The organism is Rhodococcus sp. APC 3903 (assembly GCF_030407755.1).
Lineage (GTDB): Bacteria > Actinomycetota > Actinomycetes > Mycobacteriales > Mycobacteriaceae > Rhodococcus_F > Rhodococcus_F erythropolis.
Map to the genome: position 1 here is coordinate 151,778 of NZ_JASDCV010000009.1, position 15,435 is coordinate 167,212.

Here is a 15,435-nt window from a genome sequence, read left to right on the forward strand (position 1 = left end):
GAGCCTACGTCCCGGATCGGGCTTTCGGCGGGCGCGGAATGAAGTAACTTGTCCGCTGCTGATACTCGCGATAACCCGGACGCTGTTCCATATGTCGCTCGAGCAACCGCGCACCGGTGGCGAAGACCAGGAAGTATGTCATGGCGATCGGCGAGAGGACAGTCAACACTCCCGGCCACACGGACGCCGAGACGAGGAAGATCCCCCACCAGACGCATGCGTCGCCGAAATAGTTGGGATGCCGCGTCCACGCCCACAACCCTTGATCCATGATGTGGCCACGGCTACCCGGATCGGATTTGAATTCCTCCATCTGCCGGTCGCCGACCGTCTCGAACGTGACGCCGACAATCCACAGCGCGATACCGAGCACAACAAGAAGCCCGAAGCTGCCGTTCGATACTGCTGCGACCTGGATAGGCAGGGAGACGAACCACAACGAAATCCCCTGCGTGAGATAAATCTTGCGGATCGCATACAGCGTTCGATTACCCGTCGCTCGTCCGAGCATTTCTTCGTACCGCGGGTCTTCACCCTTGCCGCGGGATCTGATCGCCATGTGCGTCGCCAACCGCAGACCCCAGATCGCCACCAGCGCAAGCATCAGCAACCGGCGCCAGAGGTCGCCGGTTCCCACTATCGCGGACACGAGCGCGATCAGAACGAAGCCGGCGCCCCACGACACGTCGACAACATTGTGCCGCCCGATCCGTACACCGATGGTGGCTGTCACTGCCATTCCGACGGCGATCGCCAACAGGCTCGTGAGCGTGACCACTCCGAATGCGCCCCAGTCGAATCCGTTCATCGCCGCGACACCCACTGCGGCCGGACCGGTTCCATGCCCGATCGACCATCACCGTGCGGCCGGACCGACAGAATCTGATCGACGCCCATCCTGCCGTCCCGAAATGCCATTCCTCCGCCGACGAGGTAGAGACGCCACACCCGAGCGACTTCGACACCCACGAGATCCACGACGCGATCCCAGTTCGATTCGAAAGTCTCGATCCACGCGTCGACTGTCCGCACGTAGTGCTCACGCAGGGCGTGCACGTCCCGGACTTCGAGTCCACCTTCCTCGATCATCGCAACAGTGCGACCGACCGGCCGCATGTACATGTCCGGCGCGATGAACGACTCGATGAACGGACCTCCTCCGGGGTGCGCACCGGTGCGTGACATCTGCTGAATCAGCACACGGCCGCCGGCAATAACGTTGTCGTGGAGCGCTTTCACGTATGTCGGATAGTTGTCCTCACCGACGTGCTCACCCATCTCGATCGACGCGACCGCATCGAAGGGCCCGTCCGGAATCTCACGATAATCTTGGAGCCGGATCTCGACCCAGTCTTCCAAACCGAGTGCGCGGATCTTCGCGTCGACAAAAGCTTTCTGCTCCGCCGAGATCGTGATGCCGACAACCCGAGCGCCGTACTCACGCGCTGCATGCAGGCTCAGCGAGCCCCAACCACAGCCGACATCGAGAAACCGCAGGCCTCGCGCCCGATCGAGACCGACCTTGCGGCACACCAGATCCAGCTTGTCTGTCTGTGAGTCTTCGAGCGTGTATTCCGGCGCGTCGGAAGTCCAATAGCCCGAGGAGTACGCCATGTTCTCATCGAGGATCAGTTGGTAGAAATCGTTCGACAAATCGTAGTGGTGCCCGATCGCCTCGCGGTCGCGCGCGAGACTGTGCAAGCGGCCCTTCACCTGAGCCTGCGACGACGGTGGAGCCAAAGGTCTCCCGAAAGCACCGAAGGATCGCGCAGCCTTGACCGCGGCCAGGACGAGAGACGGGGTCGGGGTGATCGACCCGAGCCCCCGCTCGGCAGAGACCTTCCACACGTGTGTGAGCGCATCACCGAGATCGCCTTCGACGTCGAGTTCACCGAGAACATATGCCTGCGCCGCTCCCAACTCGCCGGGATTCCAGAGCAAGCGTCGCAGCACATTCGGGCTGTAGAGCGTCACTTTCGGAGCATCTTCCGGACCTGCTGTGCTGCCGTCCCAAGCAGTCAATCTCACCGGAAGTTCGCCGCCGACAAGTGGACTGAGGATGTCCGAGAGACGGCCCGCAACGCCGGTACCTTGTGCCGTTCGATCCATCGTGGCGGTCATCGCTGGTTCCTCCGATCGAGAACAATTTGCTGGACGTCGAGATACCCCGAGCGAAACCCCGCCTCGGAGTAGCAGAGATAGAAATGCCACATGCGCGCGAACACTGCGTCGAACCCGAGCGCGGACGCTTCGTCGGTGCGAGCACTGAAACGCTCGTCCCACAGCCGCAACGTCTGCGCGTAGTGATCGCCCATCGACATCCGCTCACGCACCCGAAGGGTTGTCATGCGTTCGGTGACGTCCTCTATCGCCCGCACCGACGGGAGAAATCCGCCGGGGAAGATGTACTTGTGCACCCAGGTGTACGTGTTGCGGGTCGCGAGCATCCGATCGTGCGGCATCGTGATGGCTTGGATCGCCGCGCGCCCACCCGGCGCCAGCAGGGCGTCGATCGTCTGGAAGTAGCTTCCCCAGTACTGGTGGCCGACAGCCTCGATCATCTCGACCGACACGACGGCGTCGTACTCCCCCTGTACCTGCCGATAGTCGAGAAGGTCGACTTGAACGCGATCTGCCAGTCCCGCAGCGCTTATCCGCTTCGCTGCCAATTCCTGCTGTTCGACCGACAGTGTCACTGAGCGCACCGTTGCTCCGCGCTCGGCTGCTCGGATCGCCAATTCTCCCCAGCCGGTGCCGATTTCGAGTACTCGCGAACCGGGACCGACACCCGCACCGTCCAGCAGACGATCGATCTTCCGATGCTGAGCCGCTGCGAACGCGTCCCACGACGGGGTAGCTCCTACCGACAGATCCTCGAAGAGAGCACTGGAATACGTCATGGTGTCGTCGAGGAACAGTTCGAACATCTCGTTCGAGAGGTCGTAGTGCCGGGAGATGTTCGAGCGCGTGTTCTGCGTCGAATTCCGCTCACTGCGAGGCTGCTTCGGAATGTAGAGGCCTCGTAGCCGCTGCAGGAAGTCGGGAATCAGCGTCGCCACCCGGGAGGCGAAGACTTCCAGGACCGCGGTGAGATCGGAGGCTTCCCAATCGCCCGCCATGTACGACTCGCCGAATCCGATCAACCCACTGTCGCCCACACGAGCAGCGAAGTCGTCTGGACGGTGGATGACCATCAACGGCGAATCCGGACTGCCTCCACCGGAGAACTCACCGTTGGGCATCTGAACGCGCAGCGGCAAGCGCGCGACCGCCTTGTGGAACAGAGCGCGGGCAACCGGCGACGCAACCCTCACTTTGAAACCGCTGGGCACCGTGGCAACGCCCGGCCACCGCTCGGATTCGATCGTGTGAGCGGAAGGTTCGGTGCCGAGAGTGGTCGTGGTCATTGCACTGCCTCCTGCGGGTGATGTTGCGGTCGGGGAACGATAGGTAAGCGCCTGGCCCACAGCCGGATTCCTTGAAATCTGATCTGCGCGGCGACTCGGAGCGGAGCCAGCGGGATGGAGAGCGCACTGCGGACGATCTCGCGCGTCGTCGCCGGCACACAACGACCGGACACCGTGGCTACGAATGGCGCCTTGCCGTCACGGGCCAGAACTATCGAGAGCGCGAGCGCGGTGTCGGGTAGCGGTAATCGCATCCGGTACTCGCCGTCCAGATCGTTGAATGGAGACACGTAGAACTCTTTGGACGTGCGAGCCCCGCCGCGTTCGTCGGTTTCGAGCAGGTAGCAATGCCGCTCGCCGTAGGTGTTGTGAACCTCGGCAACGACGCACCGCTGACTGCCGTCGTCGTTCAGACACCAGAACACACTCAGTGGGTTGAACACATGCCCGAGAACACGTGCGTTCGCAAGCATGAGGATGCGGCCGCCGGCGAACTCCAATCCGTTAGTTGCCAGAAAAGACTCGACGTTGGCACGAATCGATCGGGTGGGGTCGCCGAGGTGATCTCCGGCGTCGAACTTCGCCAAGGGTCGCAAAGCCTTCGGGAGCTCGGGCAGATCGTCGACGTCGACGAGCCAGCTGTAGCTTCGGTACTCGAACTCGTTGTGCAACGGCTCCGTTCGTACGTGCCGGATGCTCGTATGAACGATGGACGGCGTGATGGGTGCAGTCACGGCCACCGACCTCCGACGCGTTCGGCGGCACGCAGGCCAGACAGTGCACCGTCCTCGTGGAAGCCCCATCCGTGGTACGCACCGGCAAACGCGAGCACGTCCGAGTCCAACTCGGGAAGCCGCGCTTGAGCGGCGACGGAGGTGGGTGTGTACTGCGGATGCTCGTAGGTCATCTGATCGATCACCGAGTCCGGGGACACCATTTCGTCTCCCCCCAACGTCACCAGGTAGCGCCGACCGGTCTCCGGCAGCCGCTGCAACCTCGTCATGTCGTAGCTGACCAGAACGTGATCTGGCTTCGCGTTGCATTCAGGGATGTAGTAGTTCCACGACGCGCGCGCATTGGTGTTGCCGGGCAGCACATTTTCGTCCGTGTGAAGTTGGGTGTGGTTGACGGAGTACGGCATTGCGCCGAGGACCTGGGATTCGGCAGGCGTCGGATCCGCCAAAATCTTCAGTGCTTGCTGCGGATGCGTTGCGACCACAACTGCGTCGAAGGTCTGGATCTGGTCGTCGCCGTCACGAATGTCGACGCGATCGTCAAACCGGTGGACGGCGCGAACTGGCGTGTTCAGGCGGATATCCCCGATACTTTTGGCGACGAGACGAACGTATTCGCCCGATCCACCGGTGACTGTTCGCCAGGTCGGCGATCCAGTGACGCTCAGCATTCCGTGGTGATCGAGGAACGAGAACAGGTACCGCGCGGGATACTTCAGCGCCGAGCCGGGATCACACGACCAGACTGCCGACACGAGCGGAGTCATGAAGTGAGCGGTGAAGTAGTCGGAGAACCGGCCGCTGCGCAGAAACACTCCCAGTGTCTGGTCGGGTGCCGACGGATCCGTGTTGTCGAGCAGGGCGCGGGCACGGCGATGGAAGCGCTTGACCTCCATCAACATGGACAGAAAGCTGCCGTTGACAAGGAGCCCCGGCGTCGGGAGAACGCCGCGCAACCCTTGGCCCCCCGAGTACTCGAGACCGCAACCCCCACACCTGACCGACATACTCATGTCGGATTCCTGCGTAGGCACATCGAGTTCTGCGAACAATCGCAACAATGTCGGATAGGTGCGATCGTTGTGAACGATGAACCCCGTGTCGATGGCGAGGCTTCGCCCTTCCGGGTCGGTGACCGAATGGGTGTCCGCGTGCCCGCCGAGCCGTGAATCCGCTTCGTAGAGGGTGACGTCACTGTCCTTACTGAGCACCCACGCCGCTGTCAGACCTGCGACACCACTACCGACGACGGCCACCTTGCGCTTGTCGGAACTCATCGTCGTTCTCCCATCTTTGTTGCGGCTACCCCGCGACTCATTCGTGCGATTGCATCCGCGACGAGGCGATGCCAGGTCGCCGCCCGACGGAGCATGAAGTGGCCTGCGCCGTCGATGCCGATCCATTCAGCGCTGTTACCCGACTTCTGCAGTTCGTCAACTTTCCGACGAGACGCTGCCGGGTCGGTCCACGAGTCGGCCGTGCCGTGGAGCACAACCAGTGGTGTGTCCGAACGCAGATTCACCGACGTTCCATCGGGCCACCACGGCGCCAGCGCAACCACACCGACCACCGCCGGATCGCCACACAGTTCGGCGGCGACCCGTCCGCCCATCGAGTGGCCCAGCAAAATCACCCGAGCTTGTGCATTACGTTTCGTTATCGCGTCGAGTGCGGCTCGCGCGTCGGCGACCGGACTGCGCTCGGCACCGTTCCAACCACGCACCCGATAGCGAGCCTGCACCGCTCTCACACCGGAGCGGCGAAGCTGAGCGGTGAACGGGCGCATCCGAAGGTTGGACAGATGCCAGGCGCGAGCCGGGCGATGGCTCGAGACCTTTCCTCCAGGCAGCACGAGCACCACCAGGTGCTGGTCACCGTCCTGCTGTTGCCGTCGGTTGGGCGTCATGCATGGCATTCGGAGCCGAAAACCATTTGGATGGGGTTCGTAGAATTTCTTTTGTGAATCGTGAAGCACTCGTCGGTGACGTCCTCGACGCCATGGACGCCAACTTGGTTTCCCATGCCTGCCACCTGCATGAACACTTGCCGACTGCATCGGTCACGGTCACTGCGGACGTTGTCGTCGCAGACAGCGGCCTCGCCGACGACACTTTCAACATCATCGCTGGTGCTCGCTTCGCCGTACCTGCCGACGGGCCCGAAGATCGGCGACTGATCGACATCCTCGCCTCGATTCGGGCAACCGGACGTCCGTTCTCCTGGTGGACCGGACCCCGCGATAATCCCTCTGACCTCGGGGCTCGCCTGTCCACCCTCGGCTGCGTGCGCTCCGAGGAAGAACGAGCGATGACGGCGGACCTTGACGTCGTCCCTCATCCGACGCCTGTCCCAGAACTCTCCGTTCATCGGGTGACTACTCGTACCCAGCTCGCCGACTACGCCGCCGTGATGGCCGCCAACTGGTCGCCGCCCTCGGCCGCAGTAATTGGATTCTTCGAAGACACCGCTGATGCCGCCCTCGATGAGCGTTCGCGGAGTTCGTTTGTCGTGGCGTACGCGAACTCCCAGCCTGTCGCCGGAGCCGAGGTCCACTTTGCCGCCGGCGTCGCCGGCCTGTATGGCGTCGTCACACTCGAAACGGCTCGCCGACGCGGATTCGGCTCGGCGGTCACCCTTGCCGGACTCGACATCGCCCGCGAGCGAGGTGCCCGAACAGCAGTACTTCAGGCGTCCAGCGACGGCGCACAGCTCTATCGAAACCTCGGCTTCAAGGATGTCGGCACCTACGCCGAGTACTCGATCGGAAGCAGTTAGACGTCCCCGCGGGGACGCTTTCACCCCGTATCCGTGAAGGTGTCGGCACCCACATCTATCATCGAACGTACATTCGAAACGATGTCGGACGCGAGCCGGGGGGCAACCATGAACGCAGCATTAATCGAGAACGCACCACTGATCGATGAAGAAACGCAGGGTTCCGCCCGAGACGACGTGGATCAGCTCGGCCCGGAAATCTGCGCCCTCGCCGGCCAGATCGCCGCGGCCACGGCTCGATTCCTTACCCTCCTGTCGAAATTCGACGAAGACCGCGGATGGACCGGTCCGGGACTTCACTCGTGCGCCCACTGGTTGTCGTGGAAGTGCGGAATGAGCCTGCACACCGGCCGTGAATACGTTCGCGTCGCCAAAGCGCTCCGACCTTTGCCCGAGATGCGGAAGGCCTTCGAGCAAGGCCGCCTGTCCTACTCGAAGGTTCGCGCCCTCACCCGGGTCACCACGCCCTCCAACGAAAAGCAGATGGTTCGGTTCGGATGTGAGGCGCCCGCAGCCCAGATCGATCGTCTCGCCGCAGGTCTGCGTAAAGCAACCGACAACGAATCCGGCAAAACCAAAGCGGTCGAACATCTTCAGGTCCGCTGGCATTGGGACCCGGATACGGGCGAATTTGTCATCAAAGGACGCCTGCCTGCGCAGGACGGCGCCCGAATCCTCGCAGCGTTAGGTGTGGCGGAAGGCGAACGCACCCGAATCGCCGCCATCCGCCCCGTCGACGAGAAGGGCGCAAAGAACCCGGTCGGAAATATCGGGCCAGGTCTCGTCGCGATGGCAGAGCTCGCCACCGCCGCAGTCACGGACCGCACGCCCAAGGCCGCCGCGAACGAAGTTGTGTTCTTCCACGAAGCGAACACCGTCCGAGTGCCGAGCGGACCCGCATTGCCTCAAAATGCCGCTGAGGAAGTGCTCTGCAACGCCAAGCTTCGCCTGGGAACGACCAAGGAAGGATGCGTTCTGAATCTGGGTCGGCGGACTCGCGTCGTCAGCGCTAAACAAATGTTGGCATTGAACTACCGCGACGGATGCTGCCGCATACCAGGATGCGGACGGACCCGCTTCCTGCACGCACATCACGTGAAATTCTGGGGACGCGGCGGCAATACGGACTTGGACAATTTGATCATGCTTTGCGGTACCTGCCACCGCGCGCTGCACGACGGCAGGTTCACGATCTCTGCACTCGGCGAGCAGAAGTTCGAGTTCCACTACACCAATGGAGACGTCATCGACACAGCACCGCCAACAGAGGGGTTCGCCGATGACCTATTGCGCGGAGAGGTACCCGACGACGCGATCGTGCCGGCGTGGAGCGGGGAGCCCCTCCACCTCGATCACGCGGTCAGCGCCATCCTCGACGGCTGGGCCGCGTGAGCAAACATTGGTCTAGTCCAATCTGAATCCGTCGTGAACAATCGGACAACCCTCGCATTCAGGTAGTGCAATTGGTCTAGTCCTATCGCAATATCTTTAGCGTGACCAAGAAAATCGCACGCACCTCAGCCGCTATCACACTCCTCCTCGCCGGCGCTGTTACTGCCGGAACTGCAACTGCTGCAGCAATTCCCGGATCGTCCGACCTCAATCCGTCGGCCGCCGAGAAGACAGTTGTCATCGGCCTCGACGGCACCATGCTCAGCCACATCAAGACCGCCGACGCTCCCCGTCTCCAGAAGCTGATCGCCGAAGGAACCAGCGGAGAATCTTCCATCCTCGGCCACACCACCATCTCCGGACCGTCGTGGTCGACCATCCTGACCGGAGTCTGGGACACCAAGCACGGTGTCAAGGACAACACGTACGCAGGCGCCCGCTTCGACCTGTACCCGAGCGTGTTCACACGGTTGGAAACTGCACAGCCCTCTCTGCTCACCGAGTCGATCTCCACCTGGGGCGGCATCGACAACATCGCATCCAGCGGCACGCCGAAAGCCGACGTTGTCGTCACCACTGCCGATGCAGGTTCCGGAGCGGCCACCGATGCTGCGACCGCTGACGCCGTCGCCCGCGACATCACCGACAAGGGACCTGACCTGATCTTCACCCAACTCGATCAGGTGGACGGCGCGGGGCACAGCGGCGGCACCAACGGCGCTGCGTACGAAGAGTCCATTGCCTCGGTCGACGCTCAGGTGGGCAAGATTGTCGATGCCGTTGATCAACGCGCAGCGAAGACCGGTGAGAAGTGGACGGTTCTGGTCACTGCGGATCACGGCCACAAGCCTGCTGGAGGGCACGGTGGCCAGACGCCGGCGGAAGCAACGACATTCGTCATTGCACGCGGTGCGGGATACGCGGCCGGCAAGACCACCGACGCGTACACGATCGCCGACATCACGCCGACCATCCTCCAAAGCCTGGGCGTTGCATTGCCTGCCGATCTGGACGGAAAGCCGCTGGCCAAGGAAGCTCCCGGCTTCGTCGGCTCGGTCGACCTGGGATTCTTCGGCTCCTGATCGCAAGAAGACCCGGGCGCTCAGCAGAGTGCCGCAGCAAGACCGCAAAAAGGTCGGGCCGGAGAGCGTGTGCTCTCCGGCCCGACCTGTTGTGGAGCTGCCGGGAATTGAACCCGGGTCCTACGTTGAATCGCTAGGGCTTCTCCGTGTGCAGTTCGCTAAGTCTCTACTTGGATCTCCCAGTCTCGCGAACAAGCCAGGATGACGATCCCAGTCACTGTTTGGTGTCCCATTCGACTCCGTGACCGAGCCGAACAGTAAAGCCCTCTAGCTGATGCCAGGAACCGGGTCGAGGGCAACCCCGGGCTGACAGACACGCTTCGCTACTTAGGCAGCGAGAGCGTAGTCGCGCTGATTGGAATCGGCGCTTATAGGTTTGCAGCGACGCTTACGGTGGTCTCTTGCCTGCACCGACACGCTTCCCCTAACTCAACACACGCAGTCGAAACCGTTCAGCCCCGTGTGTGCCCCGCGTCTTTCGTGGGGCTATTCACTATAACGCGCCGAAGTTCGGAAGTCATACCAATTAATCGGCGGCACTTTCCGTGTCCTGCGCCGCAGCTGATTCCCTGATTGCTGCGGTCTCACGCTCTGCAGCACCGGTGATGTTGGTGATCATCCCCTGGAAGACCACTCCGTGGAAAGGCAGGATCGAGTACCAGTACGCCCGGCCGGCGAGCCCGCGAGGGAAGAAGACCGCACGCTGATCGAGATGCGAACCCACCGGCCGTCCATCCGCACCCGCCGGACCTTCCGACACTCGCAACTCCAACCATGCTCCGCCCGGGACCTTCATCTCGGCGCGCAATCGGAGCAACTTGCCTCGATCGATTTCTTCGACCCGCCAGAAGTCCAGGGCTTCACCGGTGTTGAGCCGACGTGGATCCCGCCTACCCCGGCGCAGTCCGACCCCGCCGACCGCGCGGTCCATCCACCCCCGGATGGCCCACGCCAAAGGGAATGAATACCAACCATTCTCGCCGCCGATCGACTCGACGACCGACCAGAGGGTTTTCGGATCCGCAGCACAGTCACGTTCGCGGTGGTCTACGTAAACTGCCTCCCCTGCCCAGTCCGGGTCGGACGGAAGAGGATCGGACGGCGCTCCCGCGATCGTCGCACCGGACCACGCCGTCTCCACCTCACCGGTCTCGATCTTGCGAAGCGCCAAACGCACAGCTTCCCGGTACGGTGTGAGGCCACCGGCCGGAGGCGGGATGAAGTCGTCGATGTCGTGGTCGTGCATCACCGCGTCGTTCTGCAGTGATTCGATCAGTGGCATCGCCAAGCCCCGCGGGATCGGCGTGACCAATCCCACCCAGTGACCTGCCAGACGCGGGGTGAGGACGGGCAAGACGAGGATGCGTCGGCGTACCAATCCTGCGACGTCGGCGTAGGTGTTCATCATCTCGCCGTACTGCATGACATCTGGCCCACCGATGTCGAAGGCGCGGTTGACCTCCGGCGTTGTCGCCGCGGCTGCGATCAAATAGTGGAGTACGTCACGCACCGCGATCGGCTGAATGTTGTTGTGCACCCACTTGGGTGTGGTCATCACCGGAAGCCGATTGGTCAAGTGGCGCACCATTTCGAAGGACGCCGAACCCGATCCGATCACCACCCCAGCTTGAAATACAACGGTCGGAACCTCGGAGTCGAGGAGGATCCGACCGACTTCGAGCCGAGACTGCAAGTGAGTCGACAACTCTCGGTCGGACGGATGAAGCCCGCCCAGGTACACGATCCGGCGCACCCCCGCATCGCGGGCAGCGGCGGCGACGTTCTCCGCGCTTCGCTTGTCGATATCCGAGAACGACCCTCCACCGCCCATGGCGTGAACGAGGTAGTAGACCACGTCGATATCGTCGAAAACACCTGAGAGGGAGGCACTGTCGGTCAGATCCCCACGCTTGATCTCCACGGAATCATGCCAGGGAACATCGCGTAGTTTCTCCGGGCTGCGCACCACAACTCGAACTAGATGGCCCTCTTCGACCAGACGAGGGGCAAGACGTCCGCCGATGTATCCGGTCGCACCCGTGATCAACACTCTCACTGCGTCCATCACCCCACGCTACGCACAATTCAACTGCGAAGCGCCAGTGCAACCTCGAGGTCGTCGTTGGTCAACATCATGTTGATCCCCGCTCCAGCCTTCGCCCCGGCGGCTGCGGCCATGATGACCTGGGCACCCGGGTCGACGACGTTGCCCGCAGCGAACACGCCGGGCACGCTCGTCGCCCCCATCATGTCGACTGTGACGAAATCGCCCATCATCGTCTCAGCGCGCTGCGCGCCGAATGCGCGCAAGATCGCATCGTTGGGGTCCATCGTGAGAGCGCCACCGACAAAGACCGCCGAACGCGCGACCACAGTGCCGTCTGCCAACCGCACGCCCACCAACCGATCATCCTCGACGACGGGACCAGCGACCTCACCCTCGACGATCGAAATATCGCGAGCTGCAAGCTTTTCCCGATCTTCGGAACTCAGTTCGGTGATTCGATGGAGGAAGAGAACTACGTCGTCGGACCACTGGCGAACCATGAGGGCCTGGTGCATCGCAAATTCCGCGCTCTTGGCGATCACGCCAAGCGGCTGATCGCGCACGCTGTACCCGTGGCAGTACGGGCAGTGCAACACGTCGCGGCCCCAACGCTCGCCGAAGACTTCGAGTTCGTCCGGCAGGCGGTCCGTCAGACCCGTTGCAACGAGGACCTTGCGCACCTGAATCTTGCTGCCGTCAGCCAGTTCTACCGAGAACTTCTCGCCGTCCCGTGTCACGGAGACAACGGTGCCGTCATGGAACTCGCCGCCGAATTTGCGGACCTCACCTCGGCCGATGGTCAACAATTCGGCGGGGTTCATGCCGTCGCGGGAGAGGAATCCGTTCATGTGATCGGCGGCCGCGTTCCGTGGTGATCCGTTGTCGAAGACGATCACGGACCTGCGTGCCTGACCAAGGATGAGTGCGGCGTTCAGCCCTGCCGCGCCGGCTCCGATTACTGCTACGTCGAATGAGTTCTGCGTCATGAATCCAGAATGACAAGAGACCGCGTTCTTGACAAACACTGTTGCCGCTTTGGCAAAATAGATCCATGACCGAAACATCGTTCGAAGCCGTTCTAGCCGGCATCGGCCCTCGCCTACGTGCGTTGCGCCAGCAGTCCGACATGACCCTGGCCGACCTGTCGGAGACCACCGACATCAGCGTAAGCACACTCTCGAGACTCGAATCCGGTACTCGCCGAGCCAACTTGGAGTTGCTGCTGCCGATCGCCAAGGCACACGGCGTCCCGTTGGACGACCTGGTGAACAGCAAGATCAAGGACCCCCGCGTTCGAGAAGAACCGCGAACGGTCGGATGTATGACGGTCATTCCGCTGACCAGTCAGCCCGGCAACCTCCAGGCCTACAAGATGATCATCTCCCCCACCGACGACGATCGCGAACCGGGATCCCACGAGGGCTACGAGTGGGTCTACGTTCTGTCCGGGCGCATCCGACTCCAACTCGGCGACCGAGATTTCATCATGGGGGCAGGTGAGGCCGCCGAGTTCGACACCCACATTCCGCACCGCATCAGCGCTGCCGACGGCCGGCCAGCGGAGGCGATCAGTCTCTTCGGGAAACAGGGCGAGCGTGTTCACCTACGCGCAGCGCCGGCCGACAGACGCAGCTGAAACACTAGGACTGAAAACGCTGGAACTCGAAAAAATCTAGGCACCCGCGACGGCAATCATGCCGACTGCCGCCAGCGCCAACAGCATTCCTGCTTGTTGCACGCGGCTTACTCGCTCGCCCAGCATCACCATGGCGAGCAGAACCGTCGCAGCCGGATACAGCGAACCGATCACGCTGACCAGTGAGAGCATTCCGCCTTGGAAGGCGTAGATCATCGTCCCGTTCGCGACGACGTCGAGGACGCTGACGTACACCGCGAGTTTGAGTGGCTCGCCTCGTGGGAGAACGAAGTGACCGGCCGCCAGCGCGACCAACCACACCACGACGGTCGCGGCGCCGCGAGATACGGCCAACGCCCAAAGCCCGCTGCCCTCGCCGATCTGGTGAAGTGCGATGAACGAGAGAGCAAATGCGCCGCCGCTTCCGACGGTCAGAAGCGCCACTTGCCTGGTGAAGCGGAGAGTGATTCCGCCGGCAACCTCACCCGCGGTGTCGTCAGGCGACTCGCGGCTGACCAGGACGACGGCGACCAGCGCGACGGCAATACCCAGGTACGCGATCAACCCCGGCCGCTCACCGAAAGCGAATCCGACGAGGACCGGAATACCCGCCACCAGAACAGCTGTCAGCGGCGAGACCACCGACATTGGGCCAGTTGCCAGCGCGAGATAGAACCACCACACCGCCAGACCACTCGTGACGCCCGCGATCGCGCCCCAGATCAAACCGTTCAGCGTCAGCGTCCCGGAAACGAAAGGTGCTGCGATCAGAACGATGACGAGCGAGAGCGGATACGAGACGATCACCACACGCAGTGCGGCAACTCGTCGTGATGCAACTCCCCCGACGAAGTCGCTGACTCCGTAGGCAACTGCCGCCACGAGGGCAAGCAGGATGGAGGTCAGCGCATGCCCTTGATACGACGACCGAGCTCGCGAGTCACCTCGCGCTCGGCGGTCCGCTTGGCCATGTCCTGGCGCTTGTCGTAGTCCTGCTTACCCTTTGCCAGCGCGAGTTCGACCTTGACCTTGCCGTCGTTGAAGTACATCGACAGCGGAACCAGTGTCTGGTTTCCCTCGCGGGTCTTGCCGACGAGGTGCTCGATCTCACGCTTGTGCAGCAGGAGCTTTCGGGTGCGACGCGGTGAGTGGTTGTTCCACGTGCCTTGCGTGTACTCCGGAATGTGCAACGAGCGCAACCACACTTCGCCGTTGTCCACGGTGGCGAACGCATCAACGAGCGACGCCTTGCCTTCACGCAGACTCTTGACCTCGGTCCCGACGAGCGCGATACCGGCCTCGTAGGTGTCGATGATCGTGTAGTTGTGGCGTGCTTTGCGATTGGTCGCAATGACCTTGCGGCCCTTTTCCTTCACTGTCCGGGCCTCTCAGTCCGCTGTCTTGCTGTCGAATGGTTCTTGCTGTTCCAGCATAGAAGCTCGTGCAAACCGATTATTCGCGGACGTACAGACGCAGTGTCACGTACGCCGTCACCGCGGCCATTCCGACGCCGGCAAGTACGAGGATCGGCGAGACGAACAGCACGTCACTGTTGGAGATCCGCGCCACGATATTGGCTTCGTAGACATCGGACAGGACCCCGTCGATGAAGACGTTCTTCGCCGTGAACAGTCCGGCAATGGCGAGCACCGCACCGATCAAGGCCGCCACGACGGCTTCGAGGAGGAACGGAAGCTGGGTGTACCACCGCGTCGCGCCGACCAACCGCATGATGTTGACCTCGGTACGACGCGTGAACGCGGCGATCTGGACCATGTTGGCGATCAGCAGGATGGCCGCGATCGCCTGGACGATCGCGATCGCGAACGCTGCGTTGCGCACTCCACCGAGCACACTGAACAGTCGGTCCACCAACTCGCGCTGATTGAGCACACTCTCGACGCCGGGCCTCGAACCGAAGGTGTCGTTGATGACGCCGAACCGCTCCGGGTCACTGAGCTTGACCTTGAACGACGCCGGGAAGCTGTCCGGGCTCACCAGCGCTGCCAGCTCGGGCTGGTCCTTGAACACGCGCTCGGTGGCGTCCTTCACGGCGTCTTCGCGGTTGAGGTACTGAACCGCGACGACGGACGGAGTCTGCTCGAGTTCCTTGCGCAACGAACTGCAGATCTCCTGCTCGCAACCGGGATCAGCCGAAGAGATGTCGTCGGTCAGGAAGATCTGCACCTCGACGCGTTCGAGGAAGATCTGCTGGGTCTTGCCTGCCATCTGCACGACCAGCAGACCACCGCCGAAGAGACCGAGGGAGATCGCCGTCGTCAAGATCATGGCGATGGTCATCGTGATGTTGCGGCGTAGGCCGGTCAGTACTTCGCTGAAAATAAAGCTGGCGCGCATCGGG

The 15,435-nt window shown here is 62.4% G+C and carries 15 protein-coding genes and 1 other RNA gene; 4 read left to right on the plus strand and 12 right to left on the minus strand.

The features are described 5' to 3' along the window. Positions 1 to 4 precede the first annotated feature (4 nt). The 6 genes from QMA15_RS15090 to QMA15_RS15115 are packed head-to-tail and all read right to left on the minus strand — an operon-like array spanning position 5 to position 6,047. The gene (locus QMA15_RS15090; RefSeq protein WP_037130102.1) at positions 5 to 808 is read right to left on the minus strand and encodes a DUF1295 domain-containing protein; all 804 of its coding nucleotides are present in this window, start codon (positions 806 to 808) and stop codon (positions 5 to 7) included. After that, the gene (locus QMA15_RS15095) at positions 805 to 2,121 is read right to left on the minus strand and encodes a cyclopropane-fatty-acyl-phospholipid synthase family protein (RefSeq protein WP_133728470.1); all 1,317 of its coding nucleotides are present in this window, start codon (positions 2,119 to 2,121) and stop codon (positions 805 to 807) included. The genes QMA15_RS15090 and QMA15_RS15095 overlap by 4 nt, the downstream gene beginning before the upstream one ends. Next, positions 2,118 to 3,407, minus strand: a complete 1,290-nt coding sequence (locus QMA15_RS15100; RefSeq protein WP_019747861.1) for a cyclopropane-fatty-acyl-phospholipid synthase family protein — start codon at positions 3,405 to 3,407, stop codon at positions 2,118 to 2,120. The genes QMA15_RS15095 and QMA15_RS15100 overlap by 4 nt, the downstream gene beginning before the upstream one ends. Further along, a complete protein-coding gene (locus tag QMA15_RS15105) occupies positions 3,404 to 4,147 on the minus strand; it encodes a DUF1365 domain-containing protein (protein ID WP_047889485.1) in 744 nt (247 codons plus the stop codon). Before QMA15_RS15105 ends, QMA15_RS15100 begins: the two co-directional genes overlap by 4 nt. Further along, the gene (locus tag QMA15_RS15110) at positions 4,138 to 5,418 is read right to left on the minus strand and encodes an FAD-dependent oxidoreductase (protein ID WP_019747859.1); all 1,281 of its coding nucleotides are present in this window, start codon (positions 5,416 to 5,418) and stop codon (positions 4,138 to 4,140) included. The genes QMA15_RS15105 and QMA15_RS15110 overlap by 10 nt, the downstream gene beginning before the upstream one ends. Beyond that, positions 5,415 to 6,047, minus strand: a complete 633-nt coding sequence (locus tag QMA15_RS15115) for an alpha/beta hydrolase (RefSeq protein ID WP_041814884.1) — start codon at positions 6,045 to 6,047, stop codon at positions 5,415 to 5,417. The genes QMA15_RS15110 and QMA15_RS15115 overlap by 4 nt, the downstream gene beginning before the upstream one ends. Before the next feature lie 53 nt (positions 6,048 to 6,100). Between QMA15_RS15115 and QMA15_RS15120 the strand changes: the two genes are divergently transcribed. The 3 genes from QMA15_RS15120 to QMA15_RS15130 all read left to right on the plus strand — a co-directional run bounded on the left by QMA15_RS15120 (position 6,101) and on the right by QMA15_RS15130 (position 9,390). Then, positions 6,101 to 6,916, plus strand: coding sequence for a GNAT family N-acetyltransferase (locus tag QMA15_RS15120; protein ID WP_279163773.1), 816 nt, complete (start codon positions 6,101 to 6,103; stop codon positions 6,914 to 6,916). Between the two features lie 108 nt (positions 6,917 to 7,024). Continuing rightward, positions 7,025 to 8,308, plus strand: coding sequence for an HNH endonuclease signature motif containing protein (locus QMA15_RS15125; protein ID WP_279163772.1), 1,284 nt, complete (start codon positions 7,025 to 7,027; stop codon positions 8,306 to 8,308). Positions 8,309 to 8,409: 101 nt separating this feature from the next. Next, on the plus strand, positions 8,410 to 9,390 hold the full coding sequence (locus QMA15_RS15130) for an alkaline phosphatase family protein (protein ID WP_279163771.1): 981 nt from the start codon (positions 8,410 to 8,412) through the stop codon (positions 9,388 to 9,390). Between the two features lie 89 nt (positions 9,391 to 9,479). Here QMA15_RS15130 and ssrA read toward each other — a convergent pair. The 3 genes from ssrA to QMA15_RS15145 form a co-directional block, all read right to left on the minus strand. After that, positions 9,480 to 9,850: a transfer-messenger RNA gene (gene ssrA / locus QMA15_RS15135) on the minus strand. A 66-nt stretch (positions 9,851 to 9,916) separates the two neighbouring features. Further along, positions 9,917 to 11,455: an SDR family oxidoreductase gene (locus tag QMA15_RS15140; RefSeq protein ID WP_279163770.1), complete on the minus strand. Its 1,539-nt coding sequence runs from the start codon at positions 11,453 to 11,455 to the stop codon at positions 9,917 to 9,919. 20 nt (positions 11,456 to 11,475) lie between these two features. Continuing rightward, positions 11,476 to 12,423, minus strand: a complete 948-nt coding sequence (locus QMA15_RS15145; RefSeq protein ID WP_060938676.1) for an NAD(P)/FAD-dependent oxidoreductase — start codon at positions 12,421 to 12,423, stop codon at positions 11,476 to 11,478. Between the two features lie 65 nt (positions 12,424 to 12,488). Here QMA15_RS15145 and QMA15_RS15150 point away from each other — a divergent pair, with 65 nt between their 5' ends. Beyond that, positions 12,489 to 13,073: an XRE family transcriptional regulator gene (locus QMA15_RS15150; RefSeq protein WP_020969259.1), complete on the plus strand. Its 585-nt coding sequence runs from the start codon at positions 12,489 to 12,491 to the stop codon at positions 13,071 to 13,073. 36 nt (positions 13,074 to 13,109) lie between these two features. Here QMA15_RS15150 and QMA15_RS15155 read toward each other — a convergent pair whose 3' ends face one another. From QMA15_RS15155 to ftsX, 3 genes are all read right to left on the minus strand, one after another. After that, the gene (locus tag QMA15_RS15155) at positions 13,110 to 13,967 is read right to left on the minus strand and encodes a DMT family transporter (protein WP_075832889.1); all 858 of its coding nucleotides are present in this window, start codon (positions 13,965 to 13,967) and stop codon (positions 13,110 to 13,112) included. Between the two features lie 8 nt (positions 13,968 to 13,975). Next, positions 13,976 to 14,449, minus strand: a complete 474-nt coding sequence (gene smpB / locus QMA15_RS15160) for an SsrA-binding protein SmpB (RefSeq protein ID WP_003942330.1) — start codon at positions 14,447 to 14,449, stop codon at positions 13,976 to 13,978. Between the two features lie 76 nt (positions 14,450 to 14,525). Continuing rightward, positions 14,526 to 15,431: a permease-like cell division protein FtsX gene (gene ftsX / locus QMA15_RS15165; protein WP_003942367.1), complete on the minus strand. Its 906-nt coding sequence runs from the start codon at positions 15,429 to 15,431 to the stop codon at positions 14,526 to 14,528. Positions 15,432 to 15,435 lie beyond the last annotated feature (4 nt).

Coding starts and splice junctions, on each gene's coding strand:
- QMA15_RS15115 (WP_041814884.1), bottom strand. CDS start 6,047: ATGACGCCCAACCGACGGCAACAGCAGGACGGTGACCAGCACCTGGTG.
- QMA15_RS15100 (WP_019747861.1), bottom strand. CDS start 3,407: ATGACCACGACCACTCTCGGCACCGAACCTTCCGCTCACACGATCGAA.
- QMA15_RS15095 (WP_133728470.1), bottom strand. CDS start 2,121: ATGACCGCCACGATGGATCGAACGGCACAAGGTACCGGCGTTGCGGGC.
- QMA15_RS15145 (WP_060938676.1), bottom strand. CDS start 12,423: ATGACGCAGAACTCATTCGACGTAGCAGTAATCGGAGCCGGCGCGGCA.
- QMA15_RS15140 (WP_279163770.1), bottom strand. CDS start 11,455: ATGGACGCAGTGAGAGTGTTGATCACGGGTGCGACCGGATACATCGGC.
- QMA15_RS15125 (WP_279163772.1), top strand. CDS start 7,025: ATGAACGCAGCATTAATCGAGAACGCACCACTGATCGATGAAGAAACG.
- QMA15_RS15110 (WP_019747859.1), bottom strand. CDS start 5,418: ATGAGTTCCGACAAGCGCAAGGTGGCCGTCGTCGGTAGTGGTGTCGCA.
- QMA15_RS15150 (WP_020969259.1), top strand. CDS start 12,489: ATGACCGAAACATCGTTCGAAGCCGTTCTAGCCGGCATCGGCCCTCGC.
- QMA15_RS15090 (WP_037130102.1), bottom strand. CDS start 808: ATGAACGGATTCGACTGGGGCGCATTCGGAGTGGTCACGCTCACGAGC.
- ftsX (WP_003942367.1), bottom strand. CDS start 15,431: ATGCGCGCCAGCTTTATTTTCAGCGAAGTACTGACCGGCCTACGCCGC.